This window comes from Castellaniella defragrans (genome assembly GCF_014203015.1).
Taxonomy (GTDB): domain Bacteria; phylum Pseudomonadota; class Gammaproteobacteria; order Burkholderiales; family Burkholderiaceae_B; genus Castellaniella; species Castellaniella defragrans.
Genome location: NZ_JACHIB010000006.1, coordinates 153,762 through 169,569 on the forward strand (window position 1 = coordinate 153,762; position 15,808 = coordinate 169,569).

Sequence of the window (15,808 nt, forward strand, 5' to 3'; positions counted from 1 at the left end):
CATGCCGCGCGACTCCCGACCCGCAATCCCCACCCGGCCGATCTTCGGCCTGGAGATCATGGCGGTGCGCTTCGACGAGGCCGTCCAGGCGATCGCCCAGGCCTGCCGCCGGCTGGACGCCGGCGCGGCGCGGGTCGTCGTCACCCCCAACACGGACCACATCGTCAAGCTCGAACGGCGGCCCGGATTCAAGCGGGACTACGCCCGGGCCGACTTCATCTTCGCCGACGGCATGCCCCTGGTCTGGGCCAGCCGCCTGCTGGGGCAGCCGCTGCCCGAGCGGGTCACCGGCGCGGATCTGTTTCCGGCCCTGTGCCGCCAGGCGGCCGCGGAACGCTGGCGCGTCATGCTGATCGGCGGCCAGCCCGGTGCCGAGGATGCGCTGGCCGGCGGCTTCCAGCGGCATTTCCCCGGGCTCGACATCCGCATCGTCAGCCCCTCCATGGGCTTCGACCCGCTGGGCGAGGAAGGCCGGGGGATCGCCCGCCAGGTGCGCGAACGCGCGCCCCACCTGGTCTTCGTCTGCCTGGGCCTGCCCAAGCAGGAACAATGGGCCCTGCATCACGCCCCCAACCTGCCGGGCGGCGTGCTGCTGTGCGTGGGCGCGGCCATGGAATTCGCCCTGGGCCTGAAATCGCGCGCGCCCCTCTGGATGCGCCGCCTGGGCCTGGAATGGCTCTGGCGCCTGCTCTCCGACCCGGCCCGCCTGTGGCGCCGCTACCTGATCGACGACCCCTATTTCCTGGTGATCTGCTGGCGGCAGTGGCGCCGCCTGCGCGCCGGCCGGAGGGACCCATGAGCCCGGCGGGCGTGCGCCGTCTCCCCGCCCTGCTCCTGCTGCTGGCGTGCTCGCCGTCCGCACCCGCCCAGGTCCTCTTTCCCAAGGCCCTGGACTACACCCTGCGCGCGCAAAGCAGCGTCCAGACCAACAGCAACCCCGCCAAGCTCGCCAGCAACGGCCCGCAGGCGGGATCGGGCGCCACCCTGGTCAACACCATCGGGCTGGCGGCCCGCATCCCGCTGCTGTCGGACGACACCCGCCTGGATATCGCGGGCGTCACGGGCGACGCCCGCTTCACCGACCAGCCCCGGCTGGACTACCAGCCGCGGATGCTGAACGCGGCCCTGCACTGGCGCGCCGGCCGGCTGCTGGCGGGCCGGCTGGGCTACCAATACCGGCGCACGCGCTACGACGCCAACCGCATCTGGCCCGACAGCGATACGGTGGACGACCGCGGCCTGGACGCGGAAATCGGCCTGCGGCCGTCGGAAGACCTGACCCTGCCGGTGCTGCGCGTCTTCGACCAGAAGGCACGCTACGAAACGACGGGCAACCGGACGCTCTTCGACCGGAATACGCGCGGCTGGGAAATTTCGGCCCGCTACCAGCGGACGACCGGCACCACCGCCGCCCTCGGCTTCCGGCAGGCGGACACCCGCTATCCCCTGCGCTACCAGCTGGAGCGCAGCGGCCTGGACGACGAGTACCGGGACCGCGAACTGTACGCCGAGACCAACTGGCAGTACAGCGTCAAGACGGGCGTGTACGCCCGCCTGGGCCTGCTGCAGCGCGACTACGCCCATTATCCCGAGCGCAATACCCGCCTGCTGACGCTGGATGCCCAGGTCACCTGGCAATACTCGCCCAAGACCTACCTGCACCTGAAGACATGGCAGCACCCGTACAGCGACGACCAGGATCCCGACATCCTGTATTCGATCCGGCGCGGGATCGGCCTGAGCGTCCGCTGGCGGCCCACCGTGAAGACGAGCCTGAGCCTGCTGGCCGACTACGAGCGGCAGAACGACAAGAGCCTGACGGGCAACGATGTCCTGAACCATCGCACGCAGTACGGCTCGCGCCTGAGCTGGCAGGTGAATCCGAACCTCAGCCTGAGCCTGGACGGCTTTCGCGTCGACCTGGACAGCGACGCCCCCTGGAACCGCTATCGGCAGAACGTGGTGCGCTTCGGCATCAATCTCACCACCGGCAGCGGCAACCCCGAGGTGGAGCGGATGTTCAGCCCCGCCGAATGCCGCTGGACCTACGTGGAATCCGAGCTCTGCCCTTAGGGCCCGTTCCTTGGCACCCGTCCGGAGCGCCGGCGTTCATTCAGAACCAGCGCTCGTCCACGTGGATCACGTCGCCCGGCAGCACCGGGTCGCCCATGTCCACCTTGAAAGTATCCAGTTTGCCGGACTTTTCGTCGTTGCGGCTGATGGAGATGCGGCTGTCCGAGGCCCGCGGGTTGAGCCCCCCCGCCAGGGAAACGGCGCGCATGACGTTCATGTCCTTTTCCATGGGATAGGCGCCGGGATGGCCGACTTCGCCGTAGACGAAGAAACGCGGCGCCAGCGGCACGTACACCACGTCGCCGGGCTGGAGCTGGAGATCCTGCACCGCGGGGGACGGCACCGTGCGGCTGCCCAGCGCCACCTCGATCCGCTGGCGCTCGGCGCCGGGGGCGGCCGGCTGGCGCATGACCACCAGGGTTTCCGCCGCGTCGTTCCTGAGCCCGCCGGCCTGCGCCAGCAATTCGAGCAGCGACAGGTGCCCCTCGATGGCGTAGCGCCCGGCACGCTCGACCTGCCCCAGCACCGATACCACCCGGCTGCGGACCTGGGCCACCTCGATGGAGACCTGGGGATCGCGCAGGAAGCCGCCGTCGCGCAGGCCTTTTTCGATGCGGCGGGCGACGGCGGAAGGCGACTGGCCGTCCACCCGCAGCACGCCCAGGAAGGGCACCGTGATCTCGCCGTCCTGCGTGACGGTGATGCGGGAGGTGAGGTCGGGCTGGCCGTAGACCAGCAGCTGCAGCACGTCGCCCGGGCCGATGGTGCTCACGGCGGCGCCGTTGAGCGGCGCGGCGACGGTCGCGGCCTGCGTCAGGGCGGGCGGCGCCTGCACCGTCGCGGGCGGCACCACGGCCTGGGCGAATGCGCCCCAGCACGCCATGGACAGGAACAGGCCCAGGAACTTCCGCAACGCCCCATGCATCGGCAACACGTGATTCTCCGCCAGTGCGGGTCGGCGAGGCGACCCTGGATCAGATCCGGCGTCTCCGGCAGGCATCGAAGCCCCACCCCGTGCGCGAAAGTGTCCGCGCGGGCGCGCGGCCGCAAGCCTCCGGCCGGGAAGACGCGCGCAATCCGAAATTATAAGACATGCGCCACGGCGGCCCCGGCCGCACGCGGCCCGCGGCCGGGCCGGATCGCTCCCGCACCGGCGCGCAGGCGCACGGCCCTTCCGGCCTGCGCGGGACGGGGCCCGGTCATCCGCCGGGTCCGCGCGGGACCGGATCCTCCATCCAGGCCCGCTCCGCGGGCGCCACGGGCATTTGCAGCACCCGTTCGGGGATTTCCCAGATCACCAGTTTCGGCGGCGTCTGGCGAAACGACGGGCTGGCGAAATACTGCTGCGCGGACCCCCAGAAATCGCCGCCGTCGCGCGCGAAGCTGGGCACGACGGCCTGCAGGCCGTTTTCGAGGAACGGCGTGAAATTGGACGTCCGCGAGAACGAGGTGCCCAGCAGCGCCAGGGTCGGATTGCCGGCGTCGCCGAACAGGTCGTCGGCCGAATCGGCGCTGGCCGAGGGCTCGGCGGCCGCGGTCAACGTGGTCGTCCGGACCCGGTCGGGGGCCGGCTTCCAGCGCGCCGGCAGCCAGTCGATGCCCGCCAGGCGGACGAGATCGCCTTCGCGCTCGTGCTCCGGCCCAGCGCTCAGCGTGAAATGGCGCGGCGGGGCCGCCGCCACGCCGGTGCGGCGCACGGCCTGGGCCACGGCCTCGGCCGCCAGGCGGGCGCCGTGCTCGGACCAGTGGGTGTCGGTACGCAGGAACGGCGGCTGCCCCGCGCGGGCGGCCTGGTCGAGCACCGGGAAGAGATCGACCAGCGGCACCTGCCGCTGCCGCAGGCCGGCCATCCAGTCGTCGAGCCGCCCGGCGCTGGACACGGGCCGGTACAGATCGCACAGCTGCGCCCGCTCGACCCGGCTCTTGTCGGGCACGACGGCCACCAGCAGCCCGATCCCCTGGCGGCTCAGACGGTCGCGCACCCGCGCGACCGCGTCGAGGCGCGCGGCCGCGTCGGCCCGGGCGTGCGGATGCACGGCCAGTTCGTCGACCAGGAACAGCCAGCCGGGGCAGCCCTGCCGCACCCGGGGCCCCAGACTGCCGGTCAGCAGCCAGCCGGCGCCCCGTTCGGCATCGGCCAGGGCGGTGGGAAAGGCACCGCGCGCGAGCTGCCCCGCCAGGTACTGCGCCGTGCCGCCGTCGGCGAAGCGCTCGAAGGTCCGCTGGGCGGGCGGCACGGCGATCCGGCCGTCGCCCCAGTCGCGCAGGGCCGAAAGGGCCGCCAGCACGAGCACGGCCAGAAAGACCGCCCCGGCCGCCTGGCGCGCCAGGCGGGGCGGCTTTTCCGCGTACAGGTAGCCGCCAAGCGGGTCTCGATCCGGTGCCGGTGCGTTCATGTCGCTCTCCCGCTCAGAACTGGAAATACAGGAAGGGAACCGCGTCGCGGCTCGCCACCAGCGCAAAGGCCAGCAGGAAGCCCGCCACCGGCCACAGGTCGATGAATGCCAGCACTCCGGCCGGCAGGCGGCCGCGGATGCGGTCCCGGTAATGGGGCAGGACGACGCAGGCCAGGCCCAGCAGCAGCCCGACCAGGTGGGACGCCTGGAAATCGACCCGCAGGGCGTCGCCCAGCGCCCAGCCGCTCAGGCCCAGCTGGGCGCGGTACATGAGCAGGGCGGTGTCGAAATCGGGCGCGCGGAAGATGGTCCAGGCGAGCCAGACGAACAGCAGGGTCAGGCAGCGCGACAGCAGCACCGGCACGGCCGGCAGCCGCCAGGCCCGCCAGGCGCGCGCCAGCGCCAGCGCCACGCCGTGGGCCAGGCCCCAGAGCAGGAAATTCCAGCTGTCGCTGCCATGCCACATCCCGGCGATGGCCATGGTGATCAGCAGGTTGACGTAGGTGCGCACGGGCCCCTTGCGGTTGCCGCCCAGGGGGATGTACAGGTAGTCGCGGATCCAGGTGGACAGGGAGATGTGCCAGCGCCGCCAGAAATCCTGGATGCTGGTCGCCAGGTAGGGATGGTTGAAGTTTTCCGGGATGCGGAAGCCCTGCATCTGGCCCAGGCCGATGGCCATGGCGCTGTAGCCCGCGAAATCGAAGAACAGCTGCAGGGAATAGGCGAGGCAGCCCAGCCAGGCGTCGGCGAAGGTGGGCTCGGGCAGGGCGAAGGCCGCGCCCACCAGGGGCGAGAGCGTGTCGGCGATGAGCACCTTCATGCACAGGCCGACCATGAACTTGCGCGCGCCGGCGGAAAAATTCTCCCAGGAGAAGGGGCGCGAGACCAGCTCGTGCTCGACCCAGACGTAGCGGACGATGGGGCCCGCGATCAGCTGGCCGAACATGGCCTTGTAGGCCCCCAGCCGGATGAAGCTGCGCGCCGGGCGGCACAGGCCGCGGTAGACGTCCACCAGGTAGGAAATCGCCTGCAGGATGATGAAGGACAGCCCGATGGGCAGGGCCACGCGCTGCCACTGGACCGGCATGGCGCCGGCCAGCGGGGCCAGGCCGTTGTAGGTCTGGACCAGGATGTTGATGTACTTGAACCAGAACAGGATCGAGGCGTTGAGCACGATCAGCGCCGCCAGCAGCCAGACGCGGCCGTGCCGGGCCAGGAGCCCGCCCCGCGGGCCGCCGGCCGCCGGCGCGCCGTGCGGCAGGGCGTCGAGCGCCAGGCCGCCCAGCCAGGTGACGATGGTCAGGGCGATCAGCAGCAGCAGGAAGGTGGGGCTCCACCAGCCGTAGAAGATCCAGCTCGCCAGCAGCAGGACGCCGTTGCGCCAGCCGGCCGGCGCCAGGGCATAGACGAGCAGAAAGGCGGGCAGGAACAGCGACAGGAACTCGAAGGAGGAGAAGATCATGCCGGCACTCCTCGACACGCGCCGCCGGGGGCCGGCCTCATTTTTTGCGCTGTTCCAGCTGGCGGATCGACGGCAGCGCCCCGATCGCGCCGACGATGGCCTTGCTCCAGGCCTCGTAGCCTTCGTCCTTGAAGTGCTGGCCGTCGAAGGTGCGCCACTGCCCCGGCTTGGCGAAATCGAGCGAGTTCACGTAGGTGCAGGGCGCCACGTTGCGCGACAGGAACTGCACGGCCCGCTCGACCCGGTCGTTCTTCTTGTCGTACTTGCCGCCGGGCTGTCCCCAGGCGGGGCCGACCCAGACGCAGGTCGTCTTGCTCGCGGCGATGGCCTTGGTCAGGCTGGTGATGCTTTGCCAGGCCCAGGCCTTGGGGAAGAGCTCGTTGGCGTAGGAGCCCATGGTGTCGCCGATGATGACCACGATCACGTCGGGCTTGTCGGCGTCGAGCAGCTGCCGGATCGGCTGCGTGCGCATGGTGGGGCCGTAGGCCTTGGTCGGCTCCTTGTCCTTCTTCTCGGCGCCGCAATCGACCGTGCGCGGCTTGATCCAGTCGCCCGCGCTGGCGCCGCAGGCGCCGATCGTATGCACGTGGGCGGCTCCCTGGGCATACAGGTCCTGATGCAGGAAATCGGGAAATTTGTAGAGCATGTGGCTTTCGCCAATGATCAGAAAGCTCAAGCCGGCCAGGGCTGCGGTCACTGCCATCGTCAAGGTTCCAGGAAGGGAGGATCAACTGGGAATCAATGGGGAATCAACTGCGCATCGATCGGGGATCGAGCGGGAATCCACCGGGAAGCAAGCGGGGATCGATCGGAAATCAATGGGGAATCGATCAGGAATCGTTCGGGAATCAATGGGCCACGGCATCCTTCACCTGAAAGAAGCGATGCGCCGGATCGCCGGGGACCAGAAACAGGGTGTAGCGTTCGCCCGCCTCCAGCACGCCCAGGTCGAGCGGGCCGCCGGCGGGCTGGCCCGCACACAGCAGCTGGACGCGCAGCGCCACCGGATTGACCTGGCGGCGGGCCTGGCCGCCGGCGGCCACGTCCTGGAACAGGTCCACCTGGCGCCCCGCCACCCGCACGCTGGCGGGCTGGCACCGGGCATTGCGGTTGTAGAACGCGACCGAGGCCTTGACGGCGCTGAAGTCCTCGGGGGTCTCGCGCAGCAGCAGCGGTGCGAGCCCGCCCTGGTCGCGCACGCCGACCACGGTGACGAATTCGCCGGGCGCCAGCGTGAGCCTGACCGGGGCATGCTCGCCGCCCGCCGTCAGCGTGCCGCTGAGCTCGGTGCCCCCCGGCACCATCTGGTAGTCGCTGACGCGCCGCTGCGCGTCCAGTTCGAGCGCCGATGCCGAATCGGAGGCCGTCACCCGCAGGGCCTCGTCCAGGCCGTCGGCAAAGCGCAGAAAGGCCGCGTCCTGGGCCGGGCCGGTGGGGTACAGCGGGATGTCGACCGCGCCCGCCGGCGCGGCCAGCGCCAGGCCGGCGGCCAGCGCGATGGGCAGGAGGAATTTCTTCATGTGGATGGCTTCATTTTTTACGCAATGCCTGGACGGCGGGTGACTGGGCCAGCGCCTTGGCGATGGCGTCGCCCCACTGCCGGTACCCCGCTTCGGTGAAGTGCTGGCCATCGGTGGTGGCCCAGGCCCCGGGCTTGGAAAAGCCCAGGGAATCGATGTAGGCGCAAGGCGCCACGTTGTGTTTCAGGAAGGCCGACATCTGTTCCACGCGCGCGAAGGTCTTGTGGAACTTGCCGCCTTCGGTGCCCCAGGCCGGCCCGACCCAGACGCAGGCCGTGCCCGACTGGCCGACCGCCTTGGTCAGGGAGGTGACCTGCTGCCAGATCCAGGCCTTGGGAAAGACGTCCTTGCCGTAGCCCGCCATGGTGTCGCCCATGACGATCACCAGCAGGTCGGGCTTGTCGCGGGACAGCAGCTGCGTCACCGGCACCGTGGCGGCCCCGCTGCCCAGCAGGGCGACCGGGCCCGCATCGCGCCGTTCGGCGCCGCCGCAGGTGCCGGGCGTGGCCTTGAGCCAGTCGGCGGCATCGGCGCCGCAGACCCCGAAGCTGTGCACCCGGGCGCCCTGCCGGACCAGGTCCATGTGCAGGGATTCGATGAGGTAGTTGCGCGCGGTCAGGTGGCTGTCGCCGATGACGAGGATGGACAGGCCCGCCAGCAGGGAAGTCAGCATAGAAAGGTCTCCCGGATGTCCTTATCGGCCATAGGCCTGGCTGAAAGGCGAACGGTAGGGCTCGACGGGCAGCGACATCAGGCCCGACTGCGGGTAGAAGAAATAGCGCAGGTACAGGCCGCCGGACCACTGGCGGTAGTCGCTGGCGTTGTCGGCCCCCAGGCGCGCGCCCAGCACCCACTGCGGCGCCATGCGGTATTCGGCCGCCGCGCTCAGGTTGTAGCCCACGCCGGTCTTGCTGGAGCCCGGGTAGTAGCCGCCGCTCACGCCCGACAGCTCCGGCCGTTCGAGCGCCGCGATGGCGGCCAGGGCCGCGTTCTGCATGCCGCCGTCGTTCGGGAAGAGCGGCGCGTCGCCCTGCTTGATGCGCTGCACCCCGACGGAGCCGTCGATGCGCCAGCTGAGCGGGCCGTTGCGCTGCGCCCAGGTGATCGGCAGGCCGACGGAGTAGTAATGCTTCGGGCTGAAGTAGCCGCCGTGGCCGTAGGTGAAGTAGCTCAGGTCCTTGTCGTAGAACGTGGCGTTCAGGTTCAGGCCGGCCAGCAGCTGGGCGTCGGGCTCGTCGATCAGGCGGAAATAGGTGCCGAGGTTGAATTCCTTGCGCTGGTTGGAAGCCACGTTGTGCCCCCGCAGGCTGTGCCAGGCGGCATTGCCGTAGATCCCGCCGCCGCCGAAGTCCTTGCTGAGCGTGAACCGGGCCCCGCTTGCCGTGACGCCGCCCCACTTCAGGCCCAGGCGCGAATCCTCCATGCCGGCGAACGACAGGACGCTGTCCGTGACGGCGCGGCGCGACACGTCGAGCCGGTAGGTGACCGTGCCGGCATCGTCGAGCACCCCGTCGAACAGCGCCCCGCCCACGAAATTCTGCTCCTTGAATCCCAGGGGCGTGACGCCGGCGTCGAACTTCATGCCGCGCGTCTCGTAGCCCAGCGCCAGGCCGACCCCGGTCTGGCGGCCCGTGTCGGGCACGGCGGAGCTGGCCACCATGGACAGCGGCCCGCCGCCGAAGGTGCCCAGGGCATAGCCCGCCGAGCCCAGCGAACCCGTGCTGATCACCGTGGGCGTGACCTGGACGGCGATCTTGCCGTTGCCCGCCGGCATGCGCACCTCGATGGGCGTCTGCGCCTCGACCAGCTGGCTGGTGCCGGAATCGCCCTCGCGGTTGCGGAACTCGACCCCGGCGCGGATCTCGGGGCTGCGTTCCTGGCGGACCTCGTCGAGCTCGCGGGCCGCCGCCGTCATGCCGCGCGCGGACGCAGCCGTATCGAAGGGATTGGCGGACCGCGCCGCGGCGGCGCCGCCGGCGAAGGCCGGCGCCGGGTCGGCCGGCACCGCAGCGGCGGCGTAGGCAGGGGCCGCGGCGGCGTAGGCCGGCGCGGGCGAGGCCGGCGGCAGCGCCGCCTGCCGGGCCGCGGCGCCGGCCGGATACCCGCCGGCCGCGCCGGGCAGGGCGGGCGCCGCGGGCACATCGACCGCCAGGACCTCGGCCGGCGCGCCGGGCAGCGAGGCGTCGGCCGGCGGCAGGTCGGCCGCCAGGGTTTCCTGCGCCAGCGGCACCGCCACCGGGCGGACCGGGGCCATGCGCTGGCCCGGCAGGCCCACGAAAGGATTGTCGGAACGCACCAGGGTCTCGGAGCCGGGCGCGGCCGCCACCGCGACCGGCCGGCTGCTTTCCAGGGCCACCGCCTTTTCGAGCAGGTCCTGGGCTTCCGAAGTCTTGCCCTGGGCGCGGTAGACGCGGGCGGCGCTGGTCAGGATGTCGATGTCGTTCGGCGCCAGCGACACGGCGATCCCCGCCTCGCGGGCGGCGCGCCGTTCGTTGCGCAGCTGCTGGGCGACCTGGGCGGTCCCCAGGTGCAGCGCGGCATTGTCGGGATCGGTCTGGAGCAGGTTTTCGTACAGTTCGAGGGCCTGGTCCCCCTTGCCCGCGGCGGCGTACATGCGCGCCAGCGCGCCCACGGCCACAGGGTCCTTGGGCTTGCGCTTGAGCACCGGCGCGATCATGTCGTAGGCGGCCACGAGATCGCCGCTTTCCCGCAGGGAATCGGCTTCGTGGATGCGGTAGCTGTCGGACAGGTCCTCGAGCGCCTGGCGCTGGGCGCCGCTGAGCGGCTGGCGGGCGGCCTGGCGCAGGATGGCGCCCGCCTCGATGGTCTGGTCGGAACGCAGCAGCAGTTCCGCGTAGACCAGCGTGGCGTCCATGCCCCGGCTGCCCCCCTGGTCGCGCAGGGGGCGCAGCAGGTCCAGGCCCCGGCCCAGTTCGCCGACGTCGGCATATCCGCGCGCCAGGGCGCCCAGCGTCTGCACGTCGTCGGGCCGGGTCTGGCCGCGCACCCGATCGAGCAGGGCGACGGCCTCGGCCTTGCGCCCCTGCCGCGCCAGCTGCCCGGCCTGCTGCACCAGGGCATTGCGTTCGAGGTCGGCGGCAAAGGCGCGCATGGGCGCCGTGCGCCGTCCCTGGGGGATGCGGGCCAGGGCCTCGCGCGCCGCATCCGGGCGGCCCTGCTGCTGGGCCAGCATCGCGCTGGCGTAAAGCGCCTGGGGATCGTCGGGATGGATCGCCAGCAGGCCGTCGACCAGCTTGCGGGCGTCCTTGTCGCGCCCCGCGTCCTGGTAGATCTGGGCCAGCTGATAGCGCAGCCAGGGGTCGTCGGGATTCTTCGCCAGGGCGTCCTCCAGCGACTGCCGGGCGGCGCGGACGTCGCCCGAGGCCCGCGCCACCTGGGCCATGCCGGCCAGGGCGCCGGGGTCGTCGGGATGCTGCCCGAGCACCCGCTGATAGGCCGCCCGCGCCGCCTCGGTCTTGCCCTGCTCGAACAGGATGTCGGCCAGCTTCACCGTGGCCGCCGTTTCCCGGGGCTGGCGCTTGGCGGCCTTTTCCAGCACCTGCTGCGCCTCGGCCAGCTTGCCGGCCTGCTGCAGGGAGCCGGCGCGTTCGATGTCGGCCCAGTAATCGGCCGCGTCCAGGGCGCCCTGCCAGGCCTTGCCGCCGCGGCGCGCCCGCTGCAGGTACTGGCGGGCCTGGGTCCATTCGCCCTGGCGCATCCGCAGGATCCCCATGGCGCCCAGGGCCTGGTTGTCGTTGGGATTCCTGTCCAGGATGGCCTTCAGCTGCGCCTCGGCCTGCGCCAGTTCGCCCTGGTCGACGAGCTTGGCCGCCTGCGCCACCTGGCTGCTCAGGGCGCTGGCGCGCGCCGCCGCGGCCGCCGCGCGTGCCTGGGCCTGGGCCTGCGCCCGGTCCTGCGCCTGCGCCTGGGCGCGCTCCCGCGCCTGGGACTGCGCCTGGACCTTGCCGCCCTGCGCGAGCTGGTCGCGGATCTCGGTGTCGTCCGGATGCTTGGCCAGATACTGCTCGAACACGGCCCGGTACTGCGGTCCCGGGGGGCCCATCCAGATCAGGGCGTCGCGCCAGCTTTCGGTGGCCTGGCTGCCGACGTCGCTGCGTCCGGACAGCGCCGCGAGCTGCTGGATGCCCTGGACCCGGGTGGCCTCGTTGCGCGCCAGGTGGCGGCCCAGGATCAGCTTGATCTGCGCGTCGTCGGGATGCTGGGCCGCCAGCCGCTGCAGGCCGGCGATGGCCTCGGGCAGGCCGCCGTCGGTGTATCCCAGGTACATGTAGTATTCACGCCCCAGGGCCCCCAGCGGCGCGCGCCCGGCGAAGATCTTCCTGTAGGTGGCCGCCGCCTGGTCGAACTGGCCCGCGGCGGCGAACTGGCGCGCCTGGTTCAGCAGGGCCGCCTTGCTGGCCTCGTGCAGGCCGACGTCCTGTTCGAGCAGGGCCGTGGCGGGGTCGTTCGGGTAGGAGGCCTTGAGCTGCTGCAGGTATTTCTTCGCCTCGGCCAGCCGTTTCTGGTTCAGGGCCACCCGCGCGAGTCCGTCGAGCGCCTGGGGATTGCCCGGGCTGATGAGCAGCAGCTTGTTCCAGACCTCGGCGGCGCGGTCGTCGTTCTGCCTGCCCTGCCAGTAATGGCCCTGTTCGATCAGCGCCTGCACCGCGTCCTCCGCCCAGACAGGCTGGCTCAGCAACACGGCGCACAGGCCGCCCAGCGCTATTTGCTTGTACCGGAACATGCTTTCTCCCACGAAACGGATAGGCGGCCATCAGGCCCAAATTGGAAACGCCCTTCGGACCAGCCCAGGCCGAACAGGCTGAGCATGAAATCGTAGTAAGGCAGAAAATCCTGCAGGGCCCCGGCCTGCACGGCCTGGGGCAGCAGCGCCCGCGCGCGGGCCTGCTGCGCCTCCCGCAGCGGCGCCAGGCCCAGCGCATCGAAGTACGGCACCAGGGCGGCGGAAAAGCCGAACGGCCCCGCGCCGCGCGCCTCGCCGGTCCGGGCATCGACGGACTCGGGGGGCTCGCCCTGCGGCGCGGCGCCCACGATCCGCGCCATGCCGCCCAGCGCGGCCAGCAGTGCGTCGCGCAGCGGGTCCTGCGCCGCGGTCATCCCGGCCCAGAGATACACGCGGATGGCGTCGTAGCTGCCGGTGGCGCCGCTCTGGGCATCGGGGACGAAGCCGGCCGCCTGGTCGGCATAGCGATAGACCGTCCAGTCGGGCGCCAGGCCGTGCGGCGCGACGTCCCGCAGCATGCGCAGCGTATTGTCGGCGATCCGGTCCCAGGGGCCGCGCGGCGATGCCTGCTGCAGCCGGCGCAGCAGGAAAACGGGCAGATAGCTCGGGTTCAGCCGCCAGGTGCCCTGCTCGGGCGTATAGAAGAACTCGCGGCCGGGCAGCAGCATGGTGCCCAGGTCGGGCAGTTCGGACACCTCTTGCGCCTGGATCAGCACCAGCAGCGCCTGCGCCTGGCGGACGTATGCGGGATCGTCCCACAGCCGCCCGGCCTCCAGCAGGGCGTAGACGAACCAGAGATCGGCGTCGGCCGCCGAATTGGCATCCATCACGCCCCAGGCCTTGCTGTCCGGGTCCTGCCCCCAGATCCAGGCGGGCAGGCGGCGCTCCGCCTGGCCATGCGCCAGGTTGTCGACCGTCCAGCGCCAGAGCTGGTCGAAGGTCTTCCGGTCGCCGGCCACCAGGGCGAAGAACATGGCGTAGGACTGGCCCTCGGAGGTGCTCTGCTGCTTGCCCGCGCGCGCGTTGAGCACGCGCCCGTCGGGCTCGACGAAGTGCTCCTTGAACTGCTGCCACAACGGCCAGTCGGCCATGCAGTCTCCTTGCGCGCGCACCGCCGCCGGCGCCAGCATCAGGCAGACGCAGCAGGCCAGGCAGGCGCGCAGCACCCAGGCCTGCCGGGCCGCGCCGCGCCATGCGTGCGCCAGGGACGGTGCGGGCCGCATTCAGTCCGCCGCCGCCGGACGGCGGCGCATCATCCGCCAGAGGGCCAGCGCCAGGATCACCAGCAGCAGCACGCCCACCCAGTCCCAGATCCGGCCGAAGGCGGGCAGGCCGTTCCAGTACCGGGCCAGCGTCCATTCGATCCGCCGCCACCAGCCCAGCTCGCCGACGGAATAGGTGTACTGGTTCACCAGGGGGCTGATCTTGTGCGCGTCCACGGCCGCCAGGCTGCCGCTGAGGCCCTGCTCGTAATCGGACTCGTCGAGCAGCGCGCTGACGGCGTAGGCCTGCCCTTCGGGCGCGCTGCTGGCGATCAGGACCACGCTGCGGCCCGAGGTGACGGGGGATTCAAAGCCGGCGAAGATCGTCTCGACTCCCTCGCTGGAATACGCCAGGTCGGTGCGCGGCGCATCCTGGCTTTCGCGCGGATCGGGCGTGGGCCACAGGTGCGATTTGTAGACCCGGTCCGAGGTGTCGGCGTGCTTGCCCTGCCCCGCCACCAGGGCGGGCATGGACTTGACCCAGCCCTCCAGCCAGGCCTGCTGGCCCGAGGCGATGACCACGATGTCCTTGTCGGCCTGCTGCAGGCCTGCGGCGCCGAACGCCACCTGGACGCCGGTGCCCGGCAGGCCGGTGGACTCGCCGAAGCGGCCCATCAGCACCAGGTAGGTGCCGACGTCGGCCTCGGTCGGCCGGTCCGCCAGCACCACGGCGGTCTCGGACAGGTCGGCCATGCGGGTGTAGGGGAAGCCGCTGCCGCTGAAGGCCGCCAGATTCGGCATCGGCATGAAGTGCGGATATTGCGACAGGTCGAGCGACGACTCGGGCTCGATGCGGCCGCGGACGTTGTCGATGATGATGTCGCGGCACTGGCCTTCCTTGATGTAGTCGTACATGAACTTGAATTCAAGCTCGGACTTCGCCACCAGGCGGGCCAGGGGAACGGTGGTCCGGACCTCGACGGGCAGCATCTCGCCCTCGCCCAGCGTATCGGCCACGCTCTTGTCCGCCAGCTGGTCGATCGACAGCAGGGGATAGGACTTGAGGAACTGGTCGCGCGCGCTGATCAGCAGCGAGGAATTGACCGAGCCGGTCTGCGGCGTGTAGCGGTAGCGCAGGTCGATGGGCACCGGCCCCTCGTGCCAGCCGAACAGGTCCGGCGCCACCCGCAGGGGCAGGCGGACCGGCGCGCTGTCGTAGCCCGCGACGTCCAGGTCGGCGCCGGACAGGATCTCGCCGAACTTCACCGGCCGGTCGGACGGAATCCAGCGCGGCGCATCGTAGGGCTTGCGCGCGGCCAGCGGGTCGAGCTGCGTGATCACCGCCTGGCGGCCGACCAGGGCCTTGCTGCCCGTCACCAGCGCCTGGGCCGCCTGCACGAGTTCCTCGTCGGAGCGGCCGGCGACCACCAGCAGCCGGCCGTTGGCGTCGTTGGGATTGGTGGCCACGGCCACCGTCGGGCCGGTGAGCTTGTCCAGGCCCGCCATGCCGGCGGCCTGGCCCTTCACGAAGACGACGGCGTTGCCCTTGTCGGGATAGCGCAGGTCGAAGGACGCCGGGAATTCCGCGCCGCGGTATTCGGCCAGCGCGCCGAACCAGGAGGCCACCATGCCCGCCGAGCGCAGCACGGCGGCGTCGCGCCCGCTGGCGAAGACGAAGGGCAGGACGAGCCGGCGGGTGTCGCGGCGGTCATAGAAGGGCAGCGGCAGGATCGACAGGTCCTCGGGCAGGGACAGGCGCTGCACGGCCAGCTCCAGCTGGCTCTGGTTGCTGACGTTGGCCCACAGGCTGGAATGCAGCGGATCCTCGCAGTCCAGGGTGTAGTGCCCGATCAGCTGCAGGCGCAGGTGGTTGAATTCGGTGATCAGGCGCGGCGGCAGGTCGATCGACCGCAGCAGGCTGCGGCCCGCCGTGTCCTTGGGTACGGGAATGCTGTAGGCCACCTGGTTGTTCACCAGGACGTTGATGTGCGAAAGGTCGCTGAGCAGCGCCGGCGAATAGGCGTAGGTGAGGTTCAGGCGGGCCGCCGTCACCAGTTCGTCGGCGCGGATGCTGAAGGGCACGTCGTCGCTGCCGTCCACTCCGCGCAGATTGAGCGGGAACCGGGCGCCCAGCTGCTCCAGCGAGAGCTTGTACTGATAGTCGGGCGCGGCGGCGGGCGCCTCGGGCAGCAGTCCAGCGTCGGCGGCCGGCGGCACGGCGGCGTCCGCGGGCGCCACGCCGCCGTCGTCCGCCGGCCGTTCCTGCGCCGGCGCGCCCGCGGGAGCGCCCGAAGTCGAGCCCTGTGCCTGTACGCTCCCCGAGGCCAGCGCCAGCATCAGCATCGGCGCCCACAGCCAGCGGGATTGCATGGACCAAGTAGACTTTTTCATCAGATGCCCTCTATCGATGC

At 71.2% G+C, this 15,808-nt stretch carries 11 protein-coding genes; 2 read left to right on the forward strand and 9 right to left on the reverse strand.

The features are described 5' to 3' along the window. Position 1: 1 nt before the first annotated feature. Together HNR28_RS06630 and HNR28_RS06635 are read left to right on the forward strand one after the other, a co-directional pair. Complete coding sequence (locus tag HNR28_RS06630; protein ID WP_151025036.1) at positions 2-799, forward strand: WecB/TagA/CpsF family glycosyltransferase; 798 nt, start codon at positions 2-4, stop codon at positions 797-799. Further along, a complete protein-coding gene (locus tag HNR28_RS06635) occupies positions 796-2,073 on the forward strand; it encodes a porin family protein (RefSeq protein WP_151025037.1) in 1,278 nt (425 codons plus the stop codon). The genes HNR28_RS06630 and HNR28_RS06635 overlap by 4 nt, the downstream gene beginning before the upstream one ends. A 40-nt stretch (positions 2,074-2,113) precedes the next feature. Here the strand turns inward: HNR28_RS06635 and HNR28_RS06640 are convergent, their stop codons facing one another. The 9 genes from HNR28_RS06640 to bcsB all read right to left on the reverse strand — a co-directional run bounded on the left by HNR28_RS06640 (position 2,114) and on the right by bcsB (position 15,788). Beyond that, positions 2,114-2,998 (reverse strand): polysaccharide biosynthesis/export family protein, encoded by an 885-nt coding sequence (locus HNR28_RS06640; RefSeq protein ID WP_244978211.1) that lies wholly within the window; start codon positions 2,996-2,998, stop codon positions 2,114-2,116. A gap of 274 nt (positions 2,999-3,272) precedes the next feature. Further along, positions 3,273-4,469 carry an alginate O-acetyltransferase AlgX-related protein gene (locus HNR28_RS06645; protein ID WP_244978202.1) on the reverse strand — a complete coding sequence of 399 codons (1,197 nt, stop codon included), beginning with the start codon at positions 4,467-4,469 and terminating at the stop codon, positions 3,273-3,275. Positions 4,470-4,482: 13 nt separating this feature from the next. Beyond that, positions 4,483-5,931, reverse strand: a complete 1,449-nt coding sequence (locus HNR28_RS06650; RefSeq protein ID WP_043684149.1) for an MBOAT family O-acyltransferase — start codon at positions 5,929-5,931, stop codon at positions 4,483-4,485. Positions 5,932-5,968: 37 nt separating this feature from the next. Beyond that, positions 5,969-6,634, reverse strand: coding sequence for an SGNH/GDSL hydrolase family protein (locus HNR28_RS06655; RefSeq protein ID WP_043684151.1), 666 nt, complete (start codon positions 6,632-6,634; stop codon positions 5,969-5,971). A 145-nt stretch (positions 6,635-6,779) separates the two neighbouring features. Beyond that, positions 6,780-7,451, reverse strand: coding sequence for an alginate O-acetyltransferase AlgF (locus tag HNR28_RS06660; protein ID WP_043684152.1), 672 nt, complete (start codon positions 7,449-7,451; stop codon positions 6,780-6,782). 10 nt (positions 7,452-7,461) lie between these two features. Then, positions 7,462-8,124 (reverse strand): SGNH/GDSL hydrolase family protein, encoded by a 663-nt coding sequence (locus HNR28_RS06665; RefSeq protein ID WP_043684155.1) that lies wholly within the window; start codon positions 8,122-8,124, stop codon positions 7,462-7,464. A gap of 21 nt (positions 8,125-8,145) precedes the next feature. Beyond that, the gene (locus HNR28_RS06670) at positions 8,146-12,195 is read right to left on the reverse strand and encodes a cellulose biosynthesis protein BcsC (protein ID WP_184142622.1); all 4,050 of its coding nucleotides are present in this window, start codon (positions 12,193-12,195) and stop codon (positions 8,146-8,148) included. Beyond that, positions 12,174-13,418, reverse strand: a complete 1,245-nt coding sequence (gene bcsZ, locus HNR28_RS06675; protein WP_151025473.1) for a cellulose synthase complex periplasmic endoglucanase BcsZ — start codon at positions 13,416-13,418, stop codon at positions 12,174-12,176. Before bcsZ ends, HNR28_RS06670 begins: the two co-directional genes overlap by 22 nt. Next, positions 13,419-15,788, reverse strand: coding sequence for a cellulose biosynthesis cyclic di-GMP-binding regulatory protein BcsB (gene bcsB / locus HNR28_RS06680; RefSeq protein ID WP_184142625.1), 2,370 nt, complete (start codon positions 15,786-15,788; stop codon positions 13,419-13,421). Positions 15,789-15,808: the final 20 nt, after the last annotated feature.

Excerpts from the sequence above, each read along its gene's own strand:
- HNR28_RS06630 (WP_151025036.1), top strand. The coding sequence starts at position 2 with ATGCCGCGCGACTCCCGACCCGCAATCCCCACCCGGCCGATCTTCGGC.
- HNR28_RS06635 (WP_151025037.1), top strand. The coding sequence starts at position 796 with ATGAGCCCGGCGGGCGTGCGCCGTCTCCCCGCCCTGCTCCTGCTGCTG.
- HNR28_RS06640 (WP_244978211.1), bottom strand. The coding sequence starts at position 2,998 with ATGCATGGGGCGTTGCGGAAGTTCCTGGGCCTGTTCCTGTCCATGGCG.
- HNR28_RS06645 (WP_244978202.1), bottom strand. The coding sequence starts at position 4,469 with ATGAACGCACCGGCACCGGATCGAGACCCGCTTGGCGGCTACCTGTAC.
- HNR28_RS06650 (WP_043684149.1), bottom strand. The coding sequence starts at position 5,931 with ATGATCTTCTCCTCCTTCGAGTTCCTGTCGCTGTTCCTGCCCGCCTTT.
- HNR28_RS06655 (WP_043684151.1), bottom strand. The coding sequence starts at position 6,634 with ATGGCAGTGACCGCAGCCCTGGCCGGCTTGAGCTTTCTGATCATTGGC.
- HNR28_RS06660 (WP_043684152.1), bottom strand. The coding sequence starts at position 7,451 with ATGAAGAAATTCCTCCTGCCCATCGCGCTGGCCGCCGGCCTGGCGCTG.
- HNR28_RS06665 (WP_043684155.1), bottom strand. The coding sequence starts at position 8,124 with ATGCTGACTTCCCTGCTGGCGGGCCTGTCCATCCTCGTCATCGGCGAC.
- HNR28_RS06670 (WP_184142622.1), bottom strand. The coding sequence starts at position 12,195 with ATGTTCCGGTACAAGCAAATAGCGCTGGGCGGCCTGTGCGCCGTGTTG.
- bcsZ (WP_151025473.1), bottom strand. The coding sequence starts at position 13,418 with ATGCGGCCCGCACCGTCCCTGGCGCACGCATGGCGCGGCGCGGCCCGG.
- bcsB (WP_184142625.1), bottom strand. The coding sequence starts at position 15,788 with ATGAAAAAGTCTACTTGGTCCATGCAATCCCGCTGGCTGTGGGCGCCG.